Origin of the sequence: Clostridium psychrophilum (assembly GCF_018861705.1) — a bacterium.
Taxonomy (GTDB): domain Bacteria; phylum Bacillota; class Clostridia; order Clostridiales; family Clostridiaceae; genus Clostridium_AD; species Clostridium_AD psychrophilum.
In genome coordinates this window covers 1-26,424 of the sequence record NZ_JAHLEC010000047.1, presented here as the reverse complement: position 1 = coordinate 26,424, position 26,424 = coordinate 1, and the positions used below count along the sequence as shown (strand labels likewise).

At 31.1% G+C, this 26,424-nt stretch carries 24 protein-coding genes; 7 read left to right on the top strand and 17 right to left on the bottom strand.

Going from position 1 to position 26,424, the window contains the following annotated elements:
- Positions 1-138 precede the first annotated feature (138 nt).
- From hypB (KPL38_RS11155) to hypA, 5 genes are all read right to left on the bottom strand, one after another.
- Positions 139-807, bottom strand: a complete 669-nt coding sequence (gene hypB, locus KPL38_RS11155; RefSeq protein WP_216289212.1) for a hydrogenase nickel incorporation protein HypB — start codon at positions 805-807, stop codon at positions 139-141.
- Positions 808-907: 100 nt separating this feature from the next.
- Positions 908-2,308 carry a nickel-dependent hydrogenase large subunit gene (locus tag KPL38_RS11150; protein WP_216289211.1) on the bottom strand — a complete coding sequence of 467 codons (1,401 nt, stop codon included), beginning with the start codon at positions 2,306-2,308 and terminating at the stop codon, positions 908-910.
- Between the two features lie 69 nt (positions 2,309-2,377).
- Positions 2,378-3,211, bottom strand: coding sequence for a hydrogenase small subunit (locus KPL38_RS11145; protein ID WP_216289210.1), 834 nt, complete (start codon positions 3,209-3,211; stop codon positions 2,378-2,380).
- A 163-nt stretch (positions 3,212-3,374) separates the two neighbouring features.
- The gene (gene hypB / locus KPL38_RS11140; RefSeq protein WP_216289209.1) at positions 3,375-4,043 is read right to left on the bottom strand and encodes a hydrogenase nickel incorporation protein HypB; all 669 of its coding nucleotides are present in this window, start codon (positions 4,041-4,043) and stop codon (positions 3,375-3,377) included.
- Between the two features lie 3 nt (positions 4,044-4,046).
- Complete coding sequence (gene hypA / locus KPL38_RS11135) at positions 4,047-4,388, bottom strand: hydrogenase maturation nickel metallochaperone HypA (RefSeq protein WP_216289208.1); 342 nt, start codon at positions 4,386-4,388, stop codon at positions 4,047-4,049.
- 207 nt (positions 4,389-4,595) lie between these two features.
- Between hypA and KPL38_RS11130 the strand changes: the two genes are divergently transcribed.
- Complete coding sequence (locus tag KPL38_RS11130) at positions 4,596-4,940, top strand: cytochrome b5 domain-containing protein (RefSeq protein WP_246577924.1); 345 nt, start codon at positions 4,596-4,598, stop codon at positions 4,938-4,940.
- Between the two features lie 116 nt (positions 4,941-5,056).
- Here the strand turns inward: KPL38_RS11130 and KPL38_RS11125 are convergent, their stop codons facing one another.
- Positions 5,057-6,715, bottom strand: a complete 1,659-nt coding sequence (locus tag KPL38_RS11125) for an oleate hydratase (RefSeq protein ID WP_216289206.1) — start codon at positions 6,713-6,715, stop codon at positions 5,057-5,059.
- A 306-nt stretch (positions 6,716-7,021) separates the two neighbouring features.
- Here KPL38_RS11125 and KPL38_RS11120 point away from each other — a divergent pair, with 306 nt between their 5' ends.
- Positions 7,022-7,579 (top strand): TetR/AcrR family transcriptional regulator, encoded by a 558-nt coding sequence (locus KPL38_RS11120; protein ID WP_216289205.1) that lies wholly within the window; start codon positions 7,022-7,024, stop codon positions 7,577-7,579.
- Positions 7,580-7,685: 106 nt separating this feature from the next.
- Here the strand turns inward: KPL38_RS11120 and KPL38_RS11115 are convergent, their stop codons facing one another.
- Positions 7,686-9,383, bottom strand: coding sequence for an oleate hydratase (locus KPL38_RS11115; protein WP_216289204.1), 1,698 nt, complete (start codon positions 9,381-9,383; stop codon positions 7,686-7,688).
- Between the two features lie 426 nt (positions 9,384-9,809).
- Between KPL38_RS11115 and KPL38_RS11110 the strand changes: the two genes are divergently transcribed.
- Both KPL38_RS11110 and KPL38_RS11105 read left to right on the top strand, forming a co-directional pair.
- Positions 9,810-10,538: an ABC transporter ATP-binding protein gene (locus KPL38_RS11110; RefSeq protein WP_216289203.1), complete on the top strand. Its 729-nt coding sequence runs from the start codon at positions 9,810-9,812 to the stop codon at positions 10,536-10,538.
- On the top strand, positions 10,531-11,715 hold the full coding sequence (locus KPL38_RS11105) for an ABC transporter permease (RefSeq protein ID WP_216289202.1): 1,185 nt from the start codon (positions 10,531-10,533) through the stop codon (positions 11,713-11,715). The genes KPL38_RS11110 and KPL38_RS11105 overlap by 8 nt, the downstream gene beginning before the upstream one ends.
- 112 nt (positions 11,716-11,827) lie before the next feature.
- Here the strand turns inward: KPL38_RS11105 and fliB are convergent, their stop codons facing one another.
- Together fliB and KPL38_RS11095 are read right to left on the bottom strand one after the other, a co-directional pair.
- On the bottom strand, positions 11,828-13,048 hold the full coding sequence (gene fliB / locus KPL38_RS11100) for a flagellin lysine-N-methylase (protein ID WP_216289201.1): 1,221 nt from the start codon (positions 13,046-13,048) through the stop codon (positions 11,828-11,830).
- Between the two features lie 53 nt (positions 13,049-13,101).
- Positions 13,102-13,581, bottom strand: a complete 480-nt coding sequence (locus tag KPL38_RS11095) for a DUF1413 domain-containing protein (RefSeq protein WP_216289200.1) — start codon at positions 13,579-13,581, stop codon at positions 13,102-13,104.
- A 574-nt stretch (positions 13,582-14,155) separates the two neighbouring features.
- Here KPL38_RS11095 and KPL38_RS11090 point away from each other — a divergent pair.
- Both KPL38_RS11090 and KPL38_RS11085 read left to right on the top strand, forming a co-directional pair.
- Entirely contained in the window at positions 14,156-14,584 is a 429-nt protein-coding gene (locus KPL38_RS11090) for a MarR family winged helix-turn-helix transcriptional regulator (protein ID WP_216289199.1), read from the top strand.
- Positions 14,585-14,647: 63 nt separating this feature from the next.
- Positions 14,648-16,048 carry an MATE family efflux transporter gene (locus KPL38_RS11085; protein WP_216289198.1) on the top strand — a complete coding sequence of 467 codons (1,401 nt, stop codon included), beginning with the start codon at positions 14,648-14,650 and terminating at the stop codon, positions 16,046-16,048.
- Positions 16,049-16,330: 282 nt separating this feature from the next.
- On the opposite strand, the gene cls is transcribed toward KPL38_RS11085, so the two are convergent.
- The 8 genes from cls to deoR form a co-directional block, all read right to left on the bottom strand.
- Entirely contained in the window at positions 16,331-17,812 is a 1,482-nt protein-coding gene (gene cls, locus KPL38_RS11080; protein WP_216289197.1) for a cardiolipin synthase, read from the bottom strand.
- Positions 17,813-18,361: 549 nt separating this feature from the next.
- Complete coding sequence (locus KPL38_RS11075; RefSeq protein ID WP_312884193.1) at positions 18,362-18,865, bottom strand: DUF1097 domain-containing protein; 504 nt, start codon at positions 18,863-18,865, stop codon at positions 18,362-18,364.
- A 148-nt stretch (positions 18,866-19,013) separates the two neighbouring features.
- A complete protein-coding gene (locus tag KPL38_RS11070; protein WP_216289196.1) occupies positions 19,014-20,315 on the bottom strand; it encodes a pyrimidine-nucleoside phosphorylase in 1,302 nt (433 codons plus the stop codon).
- Between the two features lie 16 nt (positions 20,316-20,331).
- The gene (gene deoB / locus KPL38_RS11065; RefSeq protein WP_216289195.1) at positions 20,332-21,513 is read right to left on the bottom strand and encodes a phosphopentomutase; all 1,182 of its coding nucleotides are present in this window, start codon (positions 21,511-21,513) and stop codon (positions 20,332-20,334) included.
- A 23-nt stretch (positions 21,514-21,536) separates the two neighbouring features.
- Positions 21,537-22,712, bottom strand: coding sequence for a NupC/NupG family nucleoside CNT transporter (locus tag KPL38_RS11060; RefSeq protein ID WP_216289194.1), 1,176 nt, complete (start codon positions 22,710-22,712; stop codon positions 21,537-21,539).
- Positions 22,713-22,883: 171 nt separating this feature from the next.
- Positions 22,884-23,525, bottom strand: a complete 642-nt coding sequence (deoC, locus tag KPL38_RS11055) for a deoxyribose-phosphate aldolase (RefSeq protein ID WP_216289193.1) — start codon at positions 23,523-23,525, stop codon at positions 22,884-22,886.
- 260 nt (positions 23,526-23,785) lie between these two features.
- Entirely contained in the window at positions 23,786-24,184 is a 399-nt protein-coding gene (locus tag KPL38_RS11050) for a cytidine deaminase (RefSeq protein WP_216289192.1), read from the bottom strand.
- A gap of 95 nt (positions 24,185-24,279) precedes the next feature.
- Positions 24,280-25,215, bottom strand: a complete 936-nt coding sequence (deoR, locus tag KPL38_RS11045; protein ID WP_216289191.1) for a DNA-binding transcriptional repressor DeoR — start codon at positions 25,213-25,215, stop codon at positions 24,280-24,282.
- A 300-nt stretch (positions 25,216-25,515) separates the two neighbouring features.
- Here deoR and cuyB point away from each other — a divergent pair, with 300 nt between their 5' ends.
- Entirely contained in the window at positions 25,516-26,253 is a 738-nt protein-coding gene (cuyB, locus tag KPL38_RS11040) for a cysteate racemase (protein ID WP_216289190.1), read from the top strand.
- Positions 26,254-26,424 lie beyond the last annotated feature (171 nt).

Sequence of the window (26,424 nt, the reverse complement as noted above, 5' to 3'; positions counted from 1 at the left end):
AGATTCCGCCTCACGGTGGACACCCTTGTCTTAAGCTAACGGATGGCACTATCAGCCCCCGTATCGGACTTTCACCGACGAGTAAACGCCCATGCCAGGCACACTAAAAAAGTCCTGTTATAAACAGGACTTAAAATTTTATTTGTAGATACTTGTTTTTTTCTTTACTTGTTGCAAAATCCATTCGCTTAGTTGATCTATTCCCTCATTTTTAGTGCAAGAAGTTTGAAAAATCTTCGCCTTATTATTTATCAATTTGATATCTTCATAAAACTCGTCTTTTTTAAAATTCGTAAATTTAATTAAATCAATTTTATTTAAAATTACTGCTGTGCTTTTTTCAAACATCAATGGATATTTCAAAGGCTTATCATTGCCTTCTGTAACACTAAGAACGCAAAGCTTTATATCCTCACCAATATCAAACTCAGCTGGTGATGCTATGCTCCCTACATTTTCTATAATAATAAGATCTATCTCTCTTAAATCAAAGTTTAATGATGCTTCTCTTACCTTAGATCCATCTAAATAACAAGGTCCTGCAGTATTAATTTGTACTACTGGAACACCCTTAGATTCAATTCTCTGTGCATCTTTAGTCGTATATAAATCTCCTTCAATTACCGCCATATTCAAGTTTTGTCTAAGCCTTGGAATTAATTTCTCAAGTATAGTGGTTTTTCCAGACCCCGGAGCACTCATTAGATTTATAACAAATATACCCTCTTCATCAAAAAGATTTTTATTTTCCGCATGAATTTCTTCATTGGTATTTAGCATATTAATGCTAATCTTTATTTCACTCATCTAATCACTCCCCTTATATTGTATACAAATATAACTCATATATTCTTAGGTGATTTTAAACCAAACTGATTAGCATTATGATTAGTTGACTTAAAATGTATCAAACAATATTTATATTATAAGACTCACCATATTCTGTGTTTACGTGTGTAGCACAAGATATACAAGGATCAAACGAGCGCACTATACGGCCTATTTCCACCGGATTCTTAAGGTTTTGAATTTCAGTTCCAATAAGAGCACTTTCCAAGGCTCCATGCTGACCCAGCTCATCTATTGGTGATAGATTCCAAGCAGTAGGTGTAACTATATCACAATTTTTTATAACTCCTTTTTCTATGGTAAGAAAGTGTCCAAGAGCCCCCCTAACAGCATCACAGAGTCCTACCCCTTGTGCACTTTCTGGAATAATATATTTTTCCTGTACTGCTGGTATAGGCTCTATTGAATCAATTATTATAAGCATTTTTTCACAAATCTTCTTTCCCTCAAGTACCCGAGCCATAAGCCTATCCATGGTGGATATACTATTTCTATAGGAACCTGATAAAATCATACGGGCAAGTGGTCCAACCTGTACAACTTTACCTTTATACCTAGGTGCTTTAATAAATGTATAAGCTCCTGGCTTTTTAATATCTGTTTCAGATGGATAATTTGATGGCACTTCACTAGTTTTAGATTCTTTATACCAGGCAAATGCTGAACTCTCTGTTATTGCTTTTGGGTCTAAAATAGCTACCTCATCGTCAATGTAACTTGAAGGCTGAACATACTGCATTTCTTTATTATGCAAATCATGAAATAGTCCATAGGTTAGCAGATTTCTTGTCCCACCACCGATTTTAAAATACTCCGGGTAATAATGAGCTATAATATTTATATCGTCAACCATATTTTTGCACATAAATTCACTTATAGAATGTAGTATTGATTTCAGTCTAATAATTTTAGAGGCATCCATGTTTGCAGTGGTGCCTCCCACAAATACGCCGTGATTATGTGGTGCTTTCCCCCCAATAAGAGCTACAATTTCATGGGCCAACCGGCTACATTCTAACGCCTTCATATAATCTTTATTTATTTTTTCTGTGTAATTCTTGGGAAGTCTAAAATCATAACCCGAATTTCCTGGAGTAAGTGTTATATCTACATAATCAGGAAATGCAAAAATGCAAATTTGTCTCATAATATTTTGGAGAAACTCAGCTCCATGTGAAAAATTTCTAATTCTTACTCCATTCTCATTTGGCTTTACCTTTAGTGCATCTTCTAGTGCAAGACTTGCTACGAGTCCATGTGACGTAGAACATATACCACATATTCTTTCAGTAAAGTATACTGCATCTAAAGGAGGACGTCCTATTAGCATCTTTTCAAAGCCCCTAAACTGGATTCCAGCACTTTTAGCTTCTACTATTTTATTTTTCTTAATTTCTACTTCTATGCTTAAAGGACCCATAATCCTAGTTATAGGATCTATTGTTATTTTAGTAGTCATCGCAATCACCTCACTCCAAAATATATTTGAACTATCACTTATTATCTACCTAATTGTTTTAATCATCTATCAGTACTTAACAAATGGCTCTGTACCATCCGGGAAAAATTCGCTAGCACAGCCTATGCAAGGCGAGTTAGCCTCTACTGGCCAATTGATTCTTGAATTCCATAATCCAAGTGGACAATAAGCTTTTGTAATAGGGCCTTTACATCCAACCTTTATCATGCACTCTTTTTCTCCTAACTTCTCTGCAAATACTTTATTATCAAAATATGAGCGTCTTGGGCAGTTAGTATGATTGCTTTCTTTAAAAAACATTATTGGACGCCCTTTTTCATCTATTTCAACCTTTTTATTAAGAATAATACTAGCTATAGTTCCCATAACCCACAAAGGATTCGAAGGACAACCTGGAATATTTATTACTTCTTTCCCCAGGAACCCTCCTAAACTTTTGCATTCTGTTGGATTGGGACTAGCAGCAGATATACCTCCAAATGAAGCACAAGTTCCAATAGCTATTATTGCTTTTGCCTTTTGCGCTGCTAATTTAATAGCTTCTGCTGTAGGCACCCGTACCCCTTTATATGTTGCGAATATATTATAAAAACCCTCCTCCATATTAGTTAGGGCGCCCTCTACTCCTAATATAAAATTGGTATTTAAAACTGCTAAAAATTCTTCATATGCAACCTCACCTTCAGCTTGCATAAGACTAGGACTAAATTTCAAATTAACCATTTCCTTTAGGAAATAAATAACATCCGGTTGATCTGCATTGAGAAAAGAAATTATATTTCCCATACAACCGTTAGCCTCCATCCATACAAAATTAATCTTTTTAGCCTCACCATTATGGATTTCATCTATTGCTCTCTTTATAAGTCTTCTTTCATGCAAAATACTCCCTCCTATTTATCCGTTCTTAATATATATTTAAAAAATCATTTAATTATGCAGTATTTACCACTTAATAAGTGGTACTTAAAATAAATAAAGCTAGAGATACATAATCTCTAGCCTATCTTATTCAAAATATATTAACATCTACTATGGTGAAATATTATTTAGCCTCTAATTTTTTATTTTCAATTTTCCGCGTTAACCATGAACATATTTCATCTATACCCTGATTTTTAACACAGGATATTTCAAATGTTTCCACATTAGCATTTAAAGATTTTATATCCTTATAAAATTCTTGTTTGTTAAAATCAGTAAATTCTATTAAATCCAATTTATTTAAAATAATGGCACCACTTTTTTCGAACATTAGTGGATATTTAAGTGGTTTATCATTTCCTTCTGTAGTGCTCAATACACAAATTTTTATATCTTCACCAATTTCAAATTCCGCAGGACAAACTAGATTACCTACGTTTTCTATTACAAGCAAATCAACTTTATCAAGGGTTAATTCATTTAATGCATTTTTTATCATTGACCCATCAAGATGACAAGCACCCCCAGTGTTAATTTGAACCACTGGAACTCCCTGTGCTTCTATTCTCTGTGCATCTTTAGTTGTATAAATATCTCCTTCAATTACAGCAATATCTATATCATTTTTAAGCTTTGCAATTATCCTTTCAAGTAGCGAAGTCTTACCTGAACCAGGTGAACTCATAAGGTTTATTACATAGATACCTTTTTCATCTAACAATTCTTTATTTTTTGAAGTTATCTCATCGTTTTTCTGAAGAATGTTCCTTACTACCTTTATTACACTCATATTTTAATCTCCTTCTATGGTATTTACATAAAGCTCATATCCACTAATAATACTTGAACAAAATTTATTACAGCATGGACAAAGTTTATTAAAATGATTGATTGCAAATTTTTTTTTACAGTCCTTACATTCAGCTACAGCACTTACTTTTTCTATTTCTAAAGTTGACCCTTCAAGTAGTGTATCGATAATGCAAATTTCAAATGCAAAGTTTAAGCATTCTGACATGACACCAGATAACTCGCCTATTTTTAGTGATACCTTGGTAACTTTAGTTAATTTATTTTCAATTGCTTTATCTGTTACTATTTTAATAACATTTTCAATTATCGAAACTTCATGCATATTTATCTCCTAATTAGTTTGTAATTCTTTCTTAATTAGTATATATGTGAAATGTTTCATTAAAATGTTTCATATTAGAATTTTTGTTAACTTCTTATTAGTAGACACCACTTTTTTAAGTAACATTTAAAACCATAATGAATAAAATAATTAATAAAATAATTACTTAGTTGTGAAATAGAAATGCAATTATATAGGAGGATCAATATGCTAATTTTTTATCCAAACTATTATTTAGTACCAGTAACTCCAGTAACATTTTTATATGAGGATGAATATATAGACAACACAAGATATACTTTTAAAAAAAATTTAAAAAGACAACGAAATTTTACGTTGGAGGAATTATCAAAATATAATGGCATTGGTGGTAATCCTGCCTATGTGTCCGTAAACGGAGTAGTTTACGACGTAAGTTCAATTCAATCTTGGGCTGGTGGCGCTCATTTTGGTGTATCTGCCGGAATCGATGCAACAAAAATTTTTAGTACCTGCCATGCGGCTTCAAAAATACTAGATAAATTACCTAAAGTAGGGGTAATAACAGGTTAATGTGTAATTAGTATCATTCTACTTAGTTAAAAATTAACTATTTGTATATACAATAAGGGAAGTTCACAAAGTGAACTCCCCTTATTAGTACCTCCCTCGTATTTTATATTTTAAAATTATTTCATTAACATTGACATTATTCCACCTACCTCTTTACTTAAATTATCATCCTTCATAAATACTTTTGCTGCGTTAAGCATTACTCTGATATCATATTGTCCTTTGTAAATAGGTGTTAGTCTTTTATCAAGATTTAGGAATTTATAAACAGCAATTTGTGCACCTCTTACTGAATAATCCATTGTAAATACTACATCATCTTTTATTTCACAGAATTGTCCAAGTAATGCCAAATTAGTTGAACCTTCTGGTATAGTTTGTGGTCTATCACCCTTAGCTCTTGTTAAAAATTGTGCCGTTGTAAAAGGTAATATGCATGGTATACAAATAGATGTTTCAATAATTTTTTTCATATCATCGACGAAATTTAAATGATATAATACTTCGGTTAATATTTCCTCACCGGTACAATCCACCATTCTCTTCTTTATGAAATCACCTTTTGCATATGGAAACAAACTATAACCCCAGAAAGTTTGTATATTATCAGGTTGATTAATAAAATGTGGTTGATTGTGTACAACTATTGTCATGAGCCATGCAGAATCCCTAAATGTCATATGAGCACCAGTACCAGGCTTATTTCCTGAATATTCTATTATTCTCTTATACATTGTTGGATCTTTAAGTGTAACTGTGAAAGACTGCCACATTGATTCTTCAACACGTTCATCAAAAACCTTTGGATTACCAAACTCAGGACGTCCCTTTGCGATTTTCTCCCAAAGATCCCAATCTCCACCTACATGTTTGTCATTAATTTTTGCGGGCGATGTCATTGATCCAAGGCTAGTACCAGCTGTTAACGAACCAATTGTTGCAAATGCTAAGTCTCCGTCGCCAACTTCTATTCTAGTTTCTTTTCCGTTTTTTTCGCATTTGAATGCCGTAACTGTAGTTTCGGTTTTTGATGGTTTAAATTCTAAATCAGTTACCCTGCAACCTAATTCAAAATTAACACCTTGCGCCTCCAACCATTTGGTCATCGGTAATAACATTGAATCATATTGATTATATGGTGTTCGACGTATTCCCGATAAATCATTTAAACGTGGTAACTCTTGAATAAACCTATGAAGATATCTCTTAAGTTCTACAGCACTGTGCCATGTTTCAAATGCAAAAAGTGTAGTCCACTGAAGCCAAAAATTTGTTTTAAAAAATGGTTCTGGAAAACATTCACTAATAGTTTTTGTGCCTAAAGAATCTTCATTACAAATCATTATATCCATTAATGCCATTCTATCAGCGCGATTAAGTCCCAAACATGAGACGTCAGTTATTTTAGCATCATTATCTATTAATCGAGCTTTTGCATGAGTATGAATTTTTTTATTAAAAGCATTAAACTCATCAAGTATTGAAACTTTAGGATCAGTCAATGACGGAATACTTTCCATTATTCCAAAAGTACAAGCATAAGCTTCCCTATCAAACATTCTTCCACCACGGATTACATAACCATTCTTAGCATCGCCACTTCCATCCATGCTTCCACCTGTAACCCCTAGTTCCTCATATATATGAATATTTTTTCCTGGAACATGCCCATCTCTAATTAGAAATACTGCAGCAGCCAGCGATGCAAGTCCAGCACCAACCATGTAAGCATTTGTTTTTTCTACATCGATAGTTTGATCAAAATTAAATCTCATTTTAACACCCTCCATTTAAAAGATTATTTTTAAACTATATTCCTTGGTCAATTTTGCATTTACCAAGTTAGGTACTTCCTATAGTTACAATATAAATCCAAGCAGAAGGGTTGTCTACAATCATACTTGCATAACTGTCTTAAAACCATACACATGTCGTTATTAGTAACAATGTTCTCTAATTAGTTTAACGACATTTCAAAAGGAAATGATTTAATGTAAAATTAATTTTTACTTTCGTCACGTTGACTAAAAGTTGAATTTTAAATATAATGTATGTAATACAAGTGAAAGGAGATATGATGTATGTCGCAAACTACAAAAGAAGCTTTGGCAGAATCATTAAAAAGGATAATGAATACCACACCCTTAGCAAAAATTACAATTAATGATATTGTTAGAGACTGTGGGGTTAACCGCCGTACATTTTACTATCACTTTCAAGATATCTATGCACTTTTAGAATGGATTTTCAGAACTGAAGTTGCTAGTGCCATGGAAAAAAATACAACCTATCAAACATGGCAACAGGGATTTTTGAAGATATTGATTTATTTGGATCAAAATCGTAAAATGGTGTTAAATACCTATAATTCTATTGGGCGTGAACATTTAGAAACCCATTTGTACAGTGCAGTTTATACCCTTGTTGTTAATGTTGTAGATGAAATCGCAGTTGACATGAACGTTTCGAAGGAAAATAAAGAATTTGTAGTTAATTTTTATAAATTTGCTTTTGTAGGATTATTGCTTGAATGGATAAGAACCAACATGATTAAAAATTCTGAGCAAATTATTGATAATCTAGATAAACTAATAAGTGGAGATATCCATAGAGCATTATTAAAGTGTGAAATACACTAAAATTAATTACTAACACCAATACTATTATCATTGATGTTAGTTTAGAAATATATATAACAAAAGGAACAACAAAGAATTATTCTTTCTTGTTCCTTTTGTTATATATTTAAATTAGGCCTTCAAGAGTTGTATTTTTCAATAATTTCTTCACAATCATTTCAGCAGGAAGAGGTCGTCCACTATATAATGCCTTTGCTGCCGCTGCAATCACACGTATATCATATTTAGTAGGATATACTTCTGGCACTTTTTTATCAAGATTAAGTAATGTATAAACTGCCATCATAGCTGAACGAATGGAATATTCAACTGTGAATACGCAATCATCTTTAACTTCTGCAAATTGTCCTAAAAATGCAAGATTGGTACTGCCTTTCGGAATAACATCAGGACGATCACCCTTAACACGTGGCATAAAATGGCTAGTAGTATAAGGCATCATGCAAGGGATAACATTAACGTTTTTAAGGATTTCCGGTATCTCATCTTTAATGCCTAAGTGATATAAAAGTTCAGTCATCATTTCTTCACCAGTGCAATCACTCATTCTTTTTTTAACAAAATCACCAATGTTGTCAGCGAAAAGACCATAAGCCCATACTACTAAAACATTCTTAGGTTGTTCACTAAAATGAGGTTGTCTATTACAAGTTACGCTTAAAAGCCAGCTTGAATCCTTTATAGTTATAATACCACCTGTAACAGTTTTACCAGAGTATGGATCTCTTCCAGTAAGTTCCTTAAGTAGATCAGCCATTTTAGGACTTGTACTAGTTATAGTGAAAGATTCCCACTTACTTTTGTCGATGTCACTACAGAAGACTTCTGGTTTTCCAAAGGAATTATCTTTTTTTGCAATATTTTTCCACAGGTTCCAGCATCCTCCTAAACCACGGTTTGTTACTGCAGGTTTGTGCATACTTCCAATAGTAGAATTTTCTACCATAGATCCATTAGTAACAAATACCAAATCATTCTTGGTTGTATGAATTATCTCCTCCTTACCATTATGCAACAAGCGAATGGCAGTAACAGTTTTCTTGTCTGCCTCTATATCAATATCTAAATCTGTAACCTGCGAGTTTAAATCAATGACTACATTTTTAGATAGCAACCATTTTTCTAGAGGAAGAATCATAGACTCATACTGGTTGTACTTTGGGAACATAATGTTTTTCATATGGCTCATACCAGGAAGCAAGTGCATAAAACGTTGCATATAGCGTTTCATTTCCACAACGCTGTGCCAATTTTCAAATGCAAACATAGAACGCCAGAAACACCACATATTAGTATCTAAAAAAGATGGGTCAAAATACTGTTCAACAGTTGTAGCTCCTAAATCTTCTTCGGTTGCAAGAAAAAGCATAGTAAGTTGTTTAATATGAAGATCATTTAATCCAAGAGAAGAGAAATCAGCCTTTTGACCACAATTATGAAGCAATCGGCAAGTTGATTCATTAGGGTCTCCCATATTTAGCTCCCTAAATTCATCCAAAACTGTTCTGTTAGGATCACTTAGAGAAGGAATCATGCTAAATAAATTCCAACAACACTCATAATGTTCCTCCATCTCGCGACCACCACGAACAACGTAACCATCCTTTGCATTTCCAGATCCATCCATACAACCACCGATAATCGGTGATTGTTCTAAAATGGTAATGTTTTTACCATCCATATGACCATCGCTAATTAAGTATGCCGCAGCTGCAAGAGAGGCTATACCCCCTCCAACCAAATACGCTCTTTTATTATCGATACCTTCAGGTTTTAAAGTATTAATGTTTTGAAAATTTCCCATAGATATTCACCCTCCTAAATGTTAATTATTATTTACTTCATAGTAATATAATTAAAGAAAAAAAGAAATCATCAATCTTCATCAAATGTGCAACCTTTCAGTAAATTCATATATTATTCACCAATGATATTTACATTACTAAAAAATATTTTCTTGTTTTTTATTCAATGAGTAAATATATATATGATCTAATAATTTTAAAGAATAGAAATATATTATATATAATGATATAATTTAATTATTGCTTTAGTTGCTAAACAATCCAGAAACAAGTATTGTCCTTAATCGTAAAAAAGCACTAGTTAGTAGTGTTTTAACCCACCTCGCATATCCGAAATAAATCTGATTAGAAATATAAAATAGTAATATCATATACAAATACTATTTAAGATATATTAATAATATTTTACGCAAGGGGGAATTAAATTGTTAGAGGTAAATAACCTTACTAAAAAATTTAAAGATTTTATAGCGGTGGATAGAGTTTCTTTTAAAGTTAATAAGGGAGAAATATTAGGTCTCATCGGAGAAAATGGAGCTGGGAAAACAACTATAATGAGAATGCTTGCAACTATGCTTAAGGTAACCGACGGAGAAGGGAAAATTGCAGGTTATGATTTAGTAAAAGAACCTGATTGTATTAGAGGAGAAATTGGTATTTTATTTGGTGGAGAGGTTGGTCTATATGACAGGCTTACAGCAAGAGAAAATATAATGTATTTTGCCCAGTTGAATGGAATGAGTGTTTATGATGCAAAAAATAGCATAGAAGAACTTACGCGAGAACTTGAAATGAGTGAATTCATAGATAAAAGGGTAGGGAAATTTTCAAGAGGTATGAAACAAAAGGTAGCAATTGCAAGAAGTATTGTACACAAGCCTTCAGTTATGTTATTTGATGAGCCAAGCACTGGACTTGATGTTTCTGCCACAAGACTTATCCAAGATTTTATATTTAAGTGTAAGTCAGAAGGTAAGGCTATAGTTTTCTCAAGTCATAGTATGGTAGAGGTTGAAAACCTTTGTGATAGAGTTGTAATAATTCATAAGGGTAAAGTTGTGGAATATGGCACAATAAGTGCGCTTAAGGCTAAATATAATAATGAAGACATGGAAGATATTTTTGTAAAACTTATAGGGGGTAGCCATGAATAAATTGGTTAGTGTAATATTACTAAAAGAACTTAAGGACATGCTTAGAGACAAAAAGACAATAATAGTAAGTTTGCTTATTCCTCTTTTGTTAATGCCAGTACTTAGCTTTATTATGGGGAAAACTATGAATAGTGCCCAGGATGATGTTAATCAAAATACGAAAATTGTAATGTTGGATAAAGGAAGTAGTAGCCTTGGCAAAATATTAAGAAAAGATAAGTCTATAAAATTTATAAATAACGCTGATGGACAAGGCGCAGTAAAAAATGGAAAGGCACTACTGTTTGTCGAAATACCAAAGGATTTTGACACATTTATTTCAAATGGTAATAATTCTGGTATAAAGATTTTTTACGATAATACAAGTCAAAAATCATCGATTGCGCTAAGCAAGGTAACTAATATAATAGATGCATTAAGTAAAGAAATAGTAGGTAGTAGATTAACAAAACAGAATATTGATATAAAGATATTGACACCGATAACAGTTGCTAAAACAAGTTTTCAAAAGGAAGAAAATGCAGAAGGCCTAATAATATTAGGAATGCTTGTTCCTATATTCGTGCTTCTTTATAGTGCAACAGGAACTATTGCAGCAGCCACAGACCTAGGGGCTGGTGAGAAAGAACGTGGAACACTTGAACCACTTTTAACTACAAAAGCTGGAAGACATCATATATTAACAGGGAAACTCTATGCAATAACAATAATGGGTTTTATAATATCGGTATGTTCTATGATTGGTCTTATAGTTTCAATGAAAATTCCTGGTGGAATGTTCGGTAATGGAAGTTCATCAATTGGCCTAGGGTACAAAGCAATTGCCTTTATTGGAATAATAACAATAATAACAACAATGTTTTTTGGTGCACTTGAACTAGCTGTAAGTATATATGCTCGTTCTTTCAAAGAAGCTCAAACTTACTTGACACCATTTTCAATTATTCCTATATTTGCTGCTTATGGGACTATGTATATGGATGCAAAAAACATACCTTTTATTTATTTCAACATACCTCTACTTAGTGTAAGCTCAGTTGTTAAGGAACTTACAAGTGGAATTTACAATTATGGTCATATAGGAATAACCATAGGATGGTCTATAATTTATACGATAGCAGCTATTATTCTAGCAAAACATATGTTTAATAAGGAAAGCGTAATATTTAGGTCTTAATTTTTCATCTATCAATTGTCTGTTAAATAGTGAAATCAATTTAAAAGTAGCAGAACATGTCATATAATGAAATGTTCTGCTACTTTTAAATTATCTGCTTTTCAATTGTTTTTTATAGAAGTTTTTTAGCAAATTCCATATTGTCCAATTTATTTTCTTTTATATACTTTAGTGAGTCAACTAAATATGTTCTATGATGCTCTATGGTCTTTGAAAAAGATTGTATAAATTCAACTATATCTTTTTTGTTATCTCCATTATTACATAGATATTTCCCGACTAAATAAAATCTAATAAATGAATATCTTACTAAGATCAAAATATATCCATCAAATGCTGATTCCGATTCAGTGAATGGAAAGATGTAGTTATACATAAAATTCACTAAATAATTTTCGAAAATATAACTATTATTATTTATAAAATTTTCAGTATAATCTTCAAATGCTTTTATGTACACTTCTGAATATTTACTAATGTCTTCTCCCTTATCAAACTTGAATCCAATTATAATTTGCTTAGTATATTCCTTGAAAGAAAGACTGTCCACTTCTTTAGATACATTTAAGAAACCCATCATCTTTCTGAAAAAATCCATCTGCATAATATATCTTGATTGATTTTTTTCATAAGAATCATCAACTGAATTCATATTATATTGTTTAATAAATGTAGGTACATTATTATACTTATGTTTAAGTTCTTTTTGTAATTTATTTATAAAATCACCTAATATGTACAGTCTTTTACTTAAATTGAATTTTCTGTTTTGTATTATTTTAATACTTAAATCTCTAATTTCTTTAAAATATTTAATAGGTGAGTTATTATATTCTGTAGATGTAGTTTCAATCTCACTTGATAATATATGTTTTCCTAAAGTCTCGTAACTTTCATTAAATTCAATTCCTTCTTCTTTTAATAAAAGAATTCTTGCCGCTTCAGGACAGGCTACATCAAGAGACATCTCATAATACTTATCTACCTTATTTGTTATTCTAGGAAAAGATGTGCAAACATTTGAAAGATATTTCTCTCCAATTTTAGAATATATTATACAATAATTTTCTTCATCTAAAAAGGCACACCTTTTCCCACTTTTTAATTTTACTTTTCCATAATCTACATCAGGGCTTAGGTAATAATCATTATTATGTACATTTTTCTGAAACATACGCTTCATTTCTTTGTCCTGAACTTTATAATACTGCCTAAAAGTGACCTTATCAATATCTATATCCCATCCAATACAACAACTATCTGTGCATTTTCCACCGATGCATTTAAATTCTTTAAGATATCTTGGATATCTCATTCTTATTTTATTTTCCATTATTTACTTCCTTTTCTTATATATTACTTCAAATTTTTCACTGCATACTTATTTTACTCAATCTTACTTATACTCTCTAAATATTGAATATACAATTCATTTGTATCCTTATCAGCTTCTTCAATCAAAGTTTTTTTGTCTTTCGATAAAAGCTTTGAAATTAAGTCTTTATTTATATCTTCTAAGTTTTTCAGCTTTTCATTTGAGTTATACACCAATGACTTATATTGCAATTTCATTTCTTTTAATTCACCGTTATCAACTTCAATTTCAACATCATCATGTAATTTCCTATACTTTTGCTGATTCTGAATTGTTTTTCCTATTCCTACAATAATTAATTTATCATCATGTTTTGAAAAGTTAAAAAACATGGCTCCTAATTTAGATCTATTACCTATATCTATTCGGTTCCACTCAAAACCTGTAAAAAGATCTTTTACAATAAACTCTTCATCCTCTTCTATTTGATCTAAAGTTTCTTTCGCATTTTTAAATAATTCATTAAGAGATGTATTACAATTGATTTTCATATTCAAACCTCCTGTTATTATTTACAAAGTTTTTTCTTCAAATTTCTGCTTAGAAACTCTACTAGTTTAATTGCCATAAAAGTTTACTTGTTTAAAATAAATTTATGGTTAATTTTCATTCTATATCTATATTCTTTACCACATAAACTGATACCTTCTAATTTAATATTAACAATGAATGTTTTCAATGTATAGTTTATTATTTTATTAATCTATTATACCTCAAAAACAGTTCTTTGAGGTATACCTATATACTAATATATCTTTTACTCAAAAGACACATATTTAAAACGTTATTAGGAATAATAACCATCCAATTTGTATTATCCACAAACATAATCTCTAAGTGGTCAGCTCCTTGGTAGCATCATTAAATCATCTCTTGCGTAGCTGTAGTATTAACGACTTCAGAAGGAGATTTAACTCCCATTAAAGTTTTATTTTGGCTAGGGTAAGTAACTCCCACTTATAGATGTGGGAGACTTTCCTTCTGAAATGTCGTTAACATAAGTTGATTTATATTAAATCCTATGATAGTATATTACGAGAAACATTTAGGAGGCTAAACATAATTATGGGCATTGAAGAAATGTGGATTGGCTATTGGTTAAAAAAATCAGTACGACTTTTAAATAAATTGCATGATAATAAATTACAAAAATACGATCTTACATCTTCACAAGTGGCAGTACTTCAAAAACTGTGGGGAGAGGATGGCAAGACTCAGAAACAACTTCAAGAAAATTTAGAATTAACACCAGCATCAGTCTCCGGTATTTTGGATACCATTGCAAACAAAGGGTTTATCATTAGAAAGCATGATAAAATAGACTGCAGAATTAATAGAATTTACTTAACTGATGAAGGTGTTAAACTAGAAAAACTATGTTATAGAATTATTGATGAAATAGAAGAACAGATATCTGAAGGCTTGACACAAGATGAGATAAAAATCTATATATCTTGGACAAAAAGAATACATAAAAATATTTGTAGAAAATGAGATAAAAGATTATTTAATAGTTAGCAAGCTAAATATATTAGGAAACAAAAGGTGGTATTTTATATGGATAACTCAAATGAATTAGCAACTGAGAAGGTAGGCTCCCTTCTTTGGAAATTTTCTATTCCTGCAATAATAGGGATGCTTGTAAATGCTTTGTACAGTGTAGTAGATAGAATATTTATTGGTAGGGGTGTACCAGACCCACTTGCTCTCTCTGGAGTAGCTGTTACCTTTCCAATTACAAATGTTATAATGGCCTTTGGAATGCTTGTTGGAATAGGTGGAGCTGCAGTAGTATCAATTAAATTAGGACAACATAAAAAAGAAGATGCAGAGAAGATCCTAGGGAATGCATTTATACTAGTAGTTATATTATCTATAGTTGTAAGTGTTATAGGTCTTATATTTCTTGAACCAATCCTTGTACTTCTTGGTGCTAGCCCAGCAACAATGCCTTATGCTAAACAATTCGGATTTATAATATTACTGGGAGTACTACTTCAAAATGCAGGTTTTGGTATGAATCCATTTATACGTTCAGAAGGTAATGCGCTTATGGCGATGATTACAATGCTTATCGGGGCTATACTTAATTTTATATTAAATCCTATTTTTATTTTTGGTCTTCATATGGGAGTAGTTGGTTCAGCTCTAGCTACTGTAATTTCACAAGCTGTATGTTCTATTTGGGTTCTTTCTTATTTTTTAAGAGGAAAAAGCATTTTAAAATTAAAAAAGAAGAATTTAATACTTCATAAAAAAATTGTCAAAGAAATATTAGAAATAGGAATGTCTCCCTTTGCAATGCAAATGGCAGCTGGTCTTATTACTGTAACCTTCAATAAAAGCTTAGCCAAATATGGTGGAGATTTAGCGATAGGTGCCTTTTCATTAATAAATAGTATAAACATGTTAATCATGATGCCTGTTTTTGGTCTAAATCAAGGAGCACAACCAATTATAGGTTATAACTATGGTGCTAGAAGTTACAAGAGGGTGAAACTGGCCTTAAAATATGCAGCTATTGTAGCTACCCTTATGACTACTGTTGGATTTATAATTGTTCAACTTTTCTCGGTTCAAATCATAAGTATTTTTAACAACAGCGACAAAGAACTTATAAGCCTTGGTTCTAGAGGAATAAGAATCTTTCTTGTAATGCTTCCTTTAATAGGTTCACAGGTTGTATTTACAAATTACTTCCAGGCCGTAGGCAAGGCTAAAATTTCTATTTTCTTAAGTTTATTAAGACAAATTATAGTACTTTTACCTTTAATACTTTTGATGCCACATTTATTTAAATTAGACGGTGTCTGGATGGCTGGCCCAACGGCTGACTTTATCTCATTTATAATAACAACCCTAATGATAACATTGGAAATAAAAAGGATGAATAAGCATGAGAAAAGTTTAGAACGGATCAAAGAAAATGAGTCTACAGAGGTAGCCACTAGCATTTAATTTTTACCTGTATACTAAAAAAGTTTAATTATGTGATAGGCCCTATAAACTAAACATTTTTAATATGTTTGGTATATAGGGTCTAAAATATTTTTTCTCTTACTTTTAACGACATTTCAGAAGGAAAATCTCCCACTTCTATAAGTGGGAGGATAACAATTAAGAATTGTTATCTACCACCAGAGACCTACCCAGAGGATAACTACCCTAGCAAAATAAAACTTCAGTGGAAGTTTAAATCTCCTTCTGAAGTCGTTATACTACAGCTCCGCAGGAGATGATTTAAGCAATAGGAGCTATAAAACGCCAAATGGATTCATAAACTTTTTTCCACAAACCGCGTTTAGAATAAATTTCAGCATTGAATATTGTGCAGTCTTTGATATCATCTAAAAATATATCACGACATTTAATTGCGAACTCATTATTATAAATAAATGCATTGGTTTCATAATTAAGACTAAAACTTCTAATATCAATATTGGCAGTTCCTACCGTTGAAACCTGATCATCTATAACAATAGTTTTGGCATGAAGAAAACCTGAATGCAAATATACCTTTACACCATCATTTAAGAGTTTTGCTACATTTAATAAAGTAATAGCATAAATAGGTTTTTTATCAGGTATACCCGGAAGCATGATTCTAACATCAACGCCACACGCTGCAGCAAGCCTTAGGGATTCTAATATAGTTTTATCTGGGACAAAATATGGTGTTTGAATATATAAATATTTTTTTGCCGATGTAATCATTTTAACATAGGCATCCTTTATAGTGTCATTTCTACTACTAGGTCCACTTGAAAGTATTTGTACTCCTAGGTTTCCTTCTTCGATTGGACTATAAAAACTATTTAATACCTTTTCATCAACCATAAATTTAGCTTTTTTCTTTTTTCTAAAGTTTTGATTTTGCAAGAAAACCAAATCAGTCCAAAATCTTGTTTGAAGTGAAAGTACACTGTCACCAGTCAACCGTATTGTTGTATCCCTCCACGGTTTATTTATCTTTTTTAAGCCAAAATATTCATCACCAACATTAATTCCACCAGTATATGCAATTTTTCCATCAACAATCACTAATTTCCTATGCAATCTATAATTGACAAGCAAAACGCTTCTTACTATCGATGGCAAAAACCTGTACACATGTCCACCAGCTTTTTTCAGTCCCTTAAAATCACGCATATGAGTATGTAAAGATCCAATACCATCATATATTAATGTTACTTTTACTCCCTGATTTGCTTTGTCTATTAGTAGAGAAATAAATTCTTTACCAACATTATCTTTTGCTCTAAAAATATAGTACAATACTTCAACACTTTTTGTAGCATTTTTAATATCTTCAAAAATATGAGAAAAATTTTCCTGAGCACTTATTAAAAGCTCTACATTATTATTTTGAGTGAAATAACTCATTGCATTTTTCGAGTTCAAAATTATCAAATCTCTGAACTTTTCAGTTTCTATTTCTTTAAATTTTATTTTGTCTGCTGAAATATCATAAATTTGTTTATCAAGGGCTTTATTATGCTTTTCCTCAATTTCACTCATACCATATTTTTTTGACATAACGCGCATTTTATATTTACTACCAATAAGGAAATAAAATATAAAACCAATGTAAGGTAAAAAAAGAAATACTATCAACCAAGCAAATATAACTCTCGTATCACTTCGTTTTACAAAAATTAATATTAAAACAGAAACAATATTGTACACATAAATAAGTATTAGAAAAATATTTGCTAATTTCATGTTGCCCCCCACCCATCAGTACTACTTATTTTAGTCAATTTCCCAAAGCATCTTTAAATACCATTATGCTTTAGCCACTATCTTAACTTTATTACATTATCTCCTATCATGCTCTATATTGCGCATATTACACAATATACATTTATAACGTTTATAATGTTTATAACGTATATTATATCATATAGTCATAAAAGTTTTACTAACTGATTTATTTAAACGGTTTATGTCTGAAACAAAAAAAACAAACACTTACCTTGATAAAATAGAATATAAAATATTGTCTGAGGGTTTGTGTTGCCAAATGCACCATAATTTGTCCATATGTAGATTAGGGTATGGAATCCATATTACCTTTGCATTTAAAAACTGGCTCCCAGAAATAGGCTATTGATATAATATATATACTACGACCAAAAGCTATTGCTTTATAGTATAAAGTAATAGCCTTTCATTAAATTTATGTATAATGGAATCATAAAAAAAATAAGATAATAAATTATTGCTGCAGATATACAAGTGTTTTTTCTATGTTCATTAAGGACCAAATATTCACATTTTAAAATAGGAAATGACTGATATTAACTTTGTAGCTTTAAATTTTTTATAAAACTTTTGATATTGTCTTTCACCAATTCTTTCAGTTAGTTTTTTAATTAAAATTCCAGCAACATCCGATGTTATTCCTAAGACTGATCCCATTAATAAAGCTATTATTGTAGCTTTCCACTCTCCGTTCATTCCAAAAGTAGAAGCACAACCTACAAAAGTTCCAGGAATAAATGCTAAAAACGGAATTTTCGCTTGTGCAATTATAAAAAATGAGATTATTGCAGTCATAACAGCTACTGATTCATGGATAGGAATAATTTTTGAAACCTCTATGGCCAACATAGCCCAGAAAATTCCGGATATATTACATATCACAGATTTTTTCCATCCTTTTACAAAATGATCGCCAGTAGCATAGTAACTTGTGCATCCCATAAAACCAACCCATGCCATAACTCCAATCTTAGTACTTAGTATAATCCAAAGCCCTGATAGTAACCCAATGCTTACAGCGCTACAATTTAAAGCATCTATAATCTCACCTTCTTTCTTTCTTAATAATTTATATGCTTCAGATGAAATCTAATTTCATCTGAAGCATATTATTTACCTACTAATTATGAATTTTTTTATTACATTTATGAGTTAACATTTATTCTGTAATTACTTCATGAATTAGCGTTGGTTTGGTTGCATGATCACTAATAGTTATATTTTCATATATTTTTGTTTTTACATCTTCTACATTTTCACGGTTTGAATAGATAGTTATAAGAGTTTCACCTTTTTCTACCTTGTCGCCAACTTTTTTACGTAACATAAGTCCTACTGCTAAATCAATTTTATCTGCTTTTGTTGCTCTTCCTGCACCGAGTAACATTGCTGCAATACCAATCTGATCAGCTACCATATTAGATAAAAAGCCACTAGTAAGTGCGGGTACGTCAATTTTATATTTTGCTTGTGGTAATTTTTTAGGATTTTCCACAATCGATGCATCTCCACCTTGATTTTTAATGAATACTTTAAATTTTTCTAAAGCCTTACCATTTTTTATTACTTCAACAAGCATTTTTCTTGCTTCTTCTAATGTTTTTGCTTTTTTAGCAAGCACTACCATTTGACTTCCAAGAGTTAAGACAAGTTCTGTAAGATCTTCAGGGCCTTCTCCTTTTAATGTATCAATGGCTTCTTTTACCTCAAGAGCATTACCAATTGCAAAACCTAAAGGTTGTGACATATCAGAAATTATTGCCATAGTGTTCCTTCCTACATTATTACCAATCTGGACCATTGCATGAGCTAAATTCTCTGCATCTTTATCCGTTTTCATGAAAGCTCCTGCACCTGTTTTAACATCTAGAACAATTGCATTAGCACCTGATGCTATTTTTTTGCTCATAATAGAACTAGCAATAAGTGGAATTGAGTTAACAGTCCCAGTTACATCACGAAGTGCATATAATTTCTTATCTGCAGGAGTTAAGTTTCCTGTTTGACCAATAACAGCAACTTTGTCACGGTTAACTAAATCAATAAATTGATCATTTGTAATCTCTACATGGAATCCACTAATAGATTCTAATTTATCAATTGTTCCACCAGTATGTCCAAGTCCTCGTCCAGACATTTTAGCAACAGGTATATCTAAAGCCGCAACTAGAGGTGCGAGTACTAATGTTGTTGTATCCCCTACACCACCCGTTGAGTGTTTATCTACTTTTATACCTTTAATTCCTGATAAATCAATAGTTTCACCAGAGTTAACCATAGCCATTGTCAAATCTGCTCTCTCACGGTCATTCATGTCCTGAAAATAAATAGCCATTGCAAACGAACTTGCTTGGTAATCAGGGATGCTTCCATTAGTATAACCTTCTATAAAAAAGTTAATTTCCTGCGTTGTTAATACTTTTCCATCACGTTTTTTTGAAATAACATCTACCATTCTCATTTTTATTACCATCCTTTTATTTTAATTTTTGTAAAAAACTTTCTCCATATTTCGGAATTTGTACATTAAAGTTACAAGCAACAGTTGCCCCTATATCAGCAAATGTTTTACGTATTCCTAGATCTTTTCCTTCCTTAAATCGTTTTGAATAAGCGAGTAATGGGACAAATTCTCGTGTATGATCTGTTCCTCGATAAGTTGGATCATTTCCATGATCTGCTGTAATTAATAATAAGTCATCCTCTTGTAATTTTTCAAAGACTTCCTGTAATCTTTTATCAAATGTTTCTAATGCATCACCATAACCAATTGGATCACGACGATGTCCATAGACTGCATCAAAATCCACTAGATTAAGAAAACTAATGCCATGAAAATCTTTATCTAACACTGCGATTAATTTATCCATACCATCCTTGTTAGATGTAGTTCTAATTGTTTTTGTCACACCCTCTCCAAGAAATATATCTGAAATTTTTCCGATTGCAATAGAGTCTAGATTAGCATCTTTCAAATAATTCATTACTGTTTTTCCAAAAGGTTTTAACGCATAATCATGACGATTAGAAGTTCTCTTAAATGCGCCTGCAGTTTTTCCTACAAATGGCCTAGCAATAATTCTACCTAACTTATATGGTTCATCTAGTGTTATCTTGCGACAATACTCACAAATTTTATATAATTCATCCAAGGGTATAATTTCTTCATTTGCCGCAATTTGAAGCACTGAATCTCCCGATGTATATACTATTAACTCTCCAGTTTTAAGCTGTCTTTCACCCAGTTCTTTTATTATTTCTGTTCCACTAGCAGGTCTATTTCCTATAATTTTTCTACCAGAGAAAGTTTCAATTTTTTCAATTAGTTCCTTTGGAAAACCATCTAAGAAAACACGAAATGGCTTATCAATATATAATCCCATCATCTCCCAATGACCTGTCATTGTATCTTTACCACAAGAGGCTTCTTGCATTTTTGCATAATAAGCTTTTGGATGAATAGATTTTTCTACGCCTTTTATTTCATAAATGTTTGATAATCCAAGTGATGACATATTAGGCATATTCAAACCATTTTTCTTTTGTGCAATGTGAGCTAATGTATTAACATTAAAATCGTCAAAGTCCTTTGAATCTGGTGATTCACCAATACCCACCGAATCCATAACTATAATATGTATTCTTTTAAATTTCTCCATTTTACTTCCTTCTTTCATTTATCTTATACAATTAAACCAACAACAGTTGCTGTTAATATACTTACTAAAGTTGCACCAAATAGTAGTTTTAGACCAAATCTGGCAACGACATTTCCTTGTTTTTCATTAAGTCCTTTTACTGCCCCTGCAATAATTCCAATAGATGAAAAATTAGCAAATGAAACTAAAAATACAGAAACAATAGCCGTTGTTCTTGCAGTTAAATGTACAGTTACTAAACTAGTCATTGCAACAAATTCATTTGATACCAATTTTGTTGCCATTATACTTGCAGCTGGTATTGCCTCTTTGAAAGGTACACCCATTAAAACAGCGAATGGTGAAAATATATATCCAAGCATATTTTGAAAAGAAATTCCAAAAATACCTTTGAAGGCCATATTAATCATAGCAATTATGGCTACAAATCCAATAAGCATTGCTCCAACTATAACAGCTACTTTGAATCCATCCATAATATATTCACCAAGCATCTCAAAGAACGATTGCTTTTTATCTTCTTTAATTTCTAAAATATCTTCTTCTGCAGTTACTGTATATGGATTTATAATTGAAGATATAATAAACCCACCAAATAAATTTAAAATAAGTGCTGTTACAACATATCTAGGTTTTAAAAGAACCATATAGGAACCAACTATTGACATAGATACCGTAGACATTGCAGATGCACAAAGGGTATAAAGACGATGTTCTGGTAATAGTCCAAGTTCCTTTTTTACTGAAATAAATACTTCTGATTGACCAAGAATAGCGGCTGCTACTCCATTATAAGATTCTAGTTTACCCATACCATTAATTTTACTTAATCCTAATCCGATATACTTTATTATAAACGGTAGTATCTTCCAATATTGCAAAATTCCAATTAATGCAGAAATAAATACAATTGGCAAAAGAACACCTATAAAAAATGTAAACTGATTAGCATTAACCATTCCACCGAATACAAAGTTTACACCTTCGCCAGCACATTTAAGCAATAACTCAAACCCATTTGCTATTCCACCTACTAAAAAATTACCAACACCAGTATTTAGCAAGATAAATCCGAGTATGAATTGTAAAATAACCATAACAACGATAGGTCGGTATTTCACCTTTTTTTTATCAGTACTGTTAATCCATGCAAGCCCCAAGACAACAATTAGGCCGATAATTCCAATAATATATTTCATTCTGATGCTCCTTCGTAAATAGTATTAGTTTAGTCTTTTGTTATATAACGATTACATTAGCAACAATTAAATCGAATATTATTCTTGTCTATTTTAAAATTAAATTGCACATGCGATTTTATATCCGTAATCTATTGAACTATAAATACAAAACTGCATGTGTTTTTACACTTAAGAAATGATAGCAATACCAGAGCTTGTACCTATTCGAGTTGCACCAGCTTCAATCATTTTTGTAGCTTCCTCTTTAGTATGAATACCACCAGAAGCTTTAACACCCATTTCTGTGCCTACTGTATCTCTCATAAGTTTAACATCTTCAACAGTAGCTCCACCTTTTGAAAATCCTGTTGATGTCTTTACAAAATCTGCACCTGCTTTTTTAGCGATTTCACAAGCTCTTACTTTTTCATCTTTTGTTAAAAGGCAGGTTTCAATAATAACTTTTACAAGTGCTTTACCTTTTGCAGCTTCTACAACAGCCTTAATATCTTGCTCAACATATGTATAGTTTTTATCCTTTAGTTCACCAATGCTAATAACCATATCAACTTCTGTTGCTCCATTTTTAATAGCATCGCTTGCTTCAAATGCTTTTGTTTCAGTTGTATTTGCACCAAGTGGAAATCCTATAACAACGCATACAGTAACTCCACTTTCTTTTAGTCCCTGACTTGCTAGTTTAGCCCATCTTGGATTTACACAAACAGACGCAAATTTGTTTGTTTTTGCCTCTTTTATTAATTGTAAAATTTGTCCTTTTGTTGCATCTGGTTTAAGTTCAGTGTGATCAATAATTGTAGCAATATTCATTGTATATCTCCTTTTTATCTTTATCATACTTTTATAATAAAGCTTATTTGAACATTTGTAAAGTGTAATTTGAAATTTTGTTCAACGTTTTCAATTAAAGACATTTTATAATTATGTTGTAAGTGTTTTAATTACTTGTTTTACAAAAAAATATTTGTAAACTCGTGCAAGTAAATTTTTCAAACAAAAGTATATTTCTTATAATTGTTTTGCTTTAAACAATTATAGAAATATACTTTTGTTTGAGCTTTATTATTTTTTTACTTTCCTAAATCTTTTTTAGTAAAAGCTCCTGGTAAGATTTCATCTAATGTTTTAACTAAAAATTCAGTATCATTTTTACCTAAAATTATTTTAGTATCGGCTGTCGCAAATTCTGCTATTACCTGTCTACAAATGCCACAAGGATAAGTATAGTCATTTTGTACTCCTACAATAGCAATTGCTTTAATAGTTTTGTATCCTTCAGAAACTGCCTTAAATATTGCCGTTCTTTCTGCACAATTAGTAGCACCATATGATGCATTTTCAATATTACACCCTGTAAATATCTTTCCATCATCTGTTAGTACAGCTGCCCCAACTTTAAAATTAGAATAAGGAGCATATGCGTTTTTTCTTGCCTCTAAAGCATGTGAAACTAATTTTTCATATTCCATATTAATTATAACCCTCCTTTTAAATCCTTAATATAATTTTATAATAAGGCTTTTTTGAACGTTTGTAAAGCTATACATGGAATTATGTTTATCAATTATTTTAGAAGCTCTTTTGCACTATATTGATCTGTAATCAAAATATTTGCAATTTTAGCTTTTAATGCTGCTCTGATTGCATTTAATTTTAATTTACCACATGCAACTAGAATAGATTTTTCTTTTTTCTTAAGCGCATCAATAGATATTCCCATAGTGCGATTATTAATTTCGTCATTGCAAATCTCACCATTTTTATCGAAAAAACGCGAGCAAATATCACCTACGCTTTTTTGTTTTAAACTCTGTTTTTCTGTATCATTTAAATAACCTAATCTAAAAAGTAAAGCTTCATCTCGAACAGTACCAACAGTAAAAATCGCTACATTAGCTTTAATACCCATTTCTATAATATTTCTAATATTACTATCTTTCTCTACCATTTCTCTTATCATGCAACTATCAAAAATCACTGGTAATGGGAAATACCTCGGCAATGTCTGAAATGCCCCAGCAAAAAGACTAATTGTTTCAGATGCATATGTGTTTACTTCTGAATGACTAATTCCACCTTTTAGCTGAACTACTTCTACACCTTTAGTATTTTGCGGAGTAAGTTTTTTGGCAACTTCATACATTGTTGTTCCCCAACTTACACCAATAACATCTCCATTTTTTATGGTTTCATGTAAGTATTCTGCTGCTTCTTTACTAATGTATTCGAGACTAGACACATAATCATCCCGTGGCGAGAAGACAACACGAATATCATTTAATCCATATTTTTCTTTCAACTTACATGAAAGCTTATCTAAATCTGAAAATGGATCATTAATGTTAATTTTAACATAACCCTTCTCTTTAGCATATTGGAGAAGTCTTGATATAGTTGGTCTCGATATCCCAAGTTCTGATGCTACTTGCTGTTGACTATAATCTGACTGATAATAAAGTTTTGCTACTTTAACACTTAATTTTTGTTTCTCATTATCCACAAGATTCACCTCTTCTTTCATAAATTATATATTGTTTCTATTAACAAAGCAAAATATTAAAATTACTATTTTTTCCCGAAATATTATAATCAAAATTGAACTTCTTAATTTTATTTGTTCTTTCTAATCACATCACAATGTATAAATATACTACATGTAATATATTTAGTCTAAACATCTTGAATATTCTTTTAGGTTTTTTCTCTGTCATCATAAAAATAGTTACTAAATGTAGTTAATACATTAATAGATACATTTATAATATTCTTCACTAATAATCTAATACCGGGGGTAGAGAAAATGCAAGGCATAAATGTTGAAAATGATTGGAATAATTATAGCAAAACGATAGGAATAATAGGAGGTATGGGTTCTCTTGCTACTGTGGATTTATTGCATAAAATAGTTACGTTGACAGACGCTAATAGTGATAATGATCATATTCATATACTAATAGACAATTATGCTTCAATACCTGATAGAACAAGTTATATTTTAGGGCATGGAGAAGATCCCAGAAAATATTTGATAGAGTCTGCACTAAAACTTGAAGTAATGGGTGCTGATGTTATAATTATGGCTTGCAATACTGCACATTACTTTTATGATGAAATAGGAAAATATATTCATGTGCCTTTTATTAATATGATTGAAGAAGTTGCTAAGAAAATAAGAAAAATAAATCCTCAAATTAGGAAAGTAGGATTATTAGCTACTGAGGGTACATGCATTACTGAAGTTTATGATAAAGTATTGAATAAATACGATATTGAAGTTATTAAGCCTAACCACACTAATCAAAATATTATTAGTGATTTGATATATAGTATTAAAAAGGGGCATAAGGAATATAACTTAGATGATATAAACTCTGTTCTTTCATTTTTTAGCGTGCAAAATATTAATACTGTAATCTTAGGTTGTACCGAATTACCAGTAGCATTTCAAACATTAAATATAAAAGGTAATTATATTGATCCTACTAAAATATTAGCACAGAGTGTAATTGAATTTGTTGGTAAAAAAGTTATTTACTAAATATATAAAGATTATTTCATATTGTATTATTTAATTTTAGTAAGTAATAACTTGAATCAAAAATCGAGTAGGAGCTAAATAATTAGTTTATTTAGCGACCTCTCACACCACCGTGCGTACCGTTCGGTACACGGCGGTTCAATAGAAATTAATGTTTTAATAAATATATTT

Excerpts from the sequence above, each read along its gene's own strand:
- hypA (WP_216289208.1), bottom strand. The coding sequence starts at position 4,388 with ATGCATGAAGTTTCGATAATTGAAAATGTTATTAAAATAGTAACAGAT.
- KPL38_RS11050 (WP_216289192.1), bottom strand. The coding sequence starts at position 24,184 with ATGGAATATGAAAAATTAGTTTCACATGCTTTAGAGGCAAGAAAAAAC.
- cuyB (WP_216289190.1), top strand. The coding sequence starts at position 25,516 with ATGCAAGGCATAAATGTTGAAAATGATTGGAATAATTATAGCAAAACG.
- KPL38_RS11115 (WP_216289204.1), bottom strand. The coding sequence starts at position 9,383 with ATGGGAAATTTTCAAAACATTAATACTTTAAAACCTGAAGGTATCGAT.
- KPL38_RS11085 (WP_216289198.1), top strand. The coding sequence starts at position 14,648 with ATGGATAACTCAAATGAATTAGCAACTGAGAAGGTAGGCTCCCTTCTT.
- KPL38_RS11130 (WP_246577924.1), top strand. The coding sequence starts at position 4,596 with ATGCTAATTTTTTATCCAAACTATTATTTAGTACCAGTAACTCCAGTA.
- KPL38_RS11150 (WP_216289211.1), bottom strand. The coding sequence starts at position 2,308 with ATGACTACTAAAATAACAATAGATCCTATAACTAGGATTATGGGTCCT.
- KPL38_RS11095 (WP_216289200.1), bottom strand. The coding sequence starts at position 13,581 with ATGAAAATCAATTGTAATACATCTCTTAATGAATTATTTAAAAATGCG.
- KPL38_RS11120 (WP_216289205.1), top strand. The coding sequence starts at position 7,022 with ATGTCGCAAACTACAAAAGAAGCTTTGGCAGAATCATTAAAAAGGATA.
- deoB (WP_216289195.1), bottom strand. The coding sequence starts at position 21,513 with ATGGAGAAATTTAAAAGAATACATATTATAGTTATGGATTCGGTGGGT.
- KPL38_RS11090 (WP_216289199.1), top strand. The coding sequence starts at position 14,156 with ATGGGCATTGAAGAAATGTGGATTGGCTATTGGTTAAAAAAATCAGTA.
- KPL38_RS11060 (WP_216289194.1), bottom strand. The coding sequence starts at position 22,712 with ATGAAATATATTATTGGAATTATCGGCCTAATTGTTGTCTTGGGGCTT.
- fliB (WP_216289201.1), bottom strand. The coding sequence starts at position 13,048 with ATGGAAAATAAAATAAGAATGAGATATCCAAGATATCTTAAAGAATTT.
- cls (WP_216289197.1), bottom strand. The coding sequence starts at position 17,812 with ATGAAATTAGCAAATATTTTTCTAATACTTATTTATGTGTACAATATT.
- hypB (WP_216289209.1), bottom strand. The coding sequence starts at position 4,043 with ATGAGTGTAATAAAGGTAGTAAGGAACATTCTTCAGAAAAACGATGAG.
- KPL38_RS11105 (WP_216289202.1), top strand. The coding sequence starts at position 10,531 with ATGAATAAATTGGTTAGTGTAATATTACTAAAAGAACTTAAGGACATG.
- KPL38_RS11125 (WP_216289206.1), bottom strand. The coding sequence starts at position 6,715 with ATGAGATTTAATTTTGATCAAACTATCGATGTAGAAAAAACAAATGCT.
- deoC (WP_216289193.1), bottom strand. The coding sequence starts at position 23,525 with ATGAATATTGCTACAATTATTGATCACACTGAACTTAAACCAGATGCA.
- KPL38_RS11070 (WP_216289196.1), bottom strand. The coding sequence starts at position 20,315 with ATGAGAATGGTAGATGTTATTTCAAAAAAACGTGATGGAAAAGTATTA.
- hypB (WP_216289212.1), bottom strand. The coding sequence starts at position 807 with ATGAGTGAAATAAAGATTAGCATTAATATGCTAAATACCAATGAAGAA.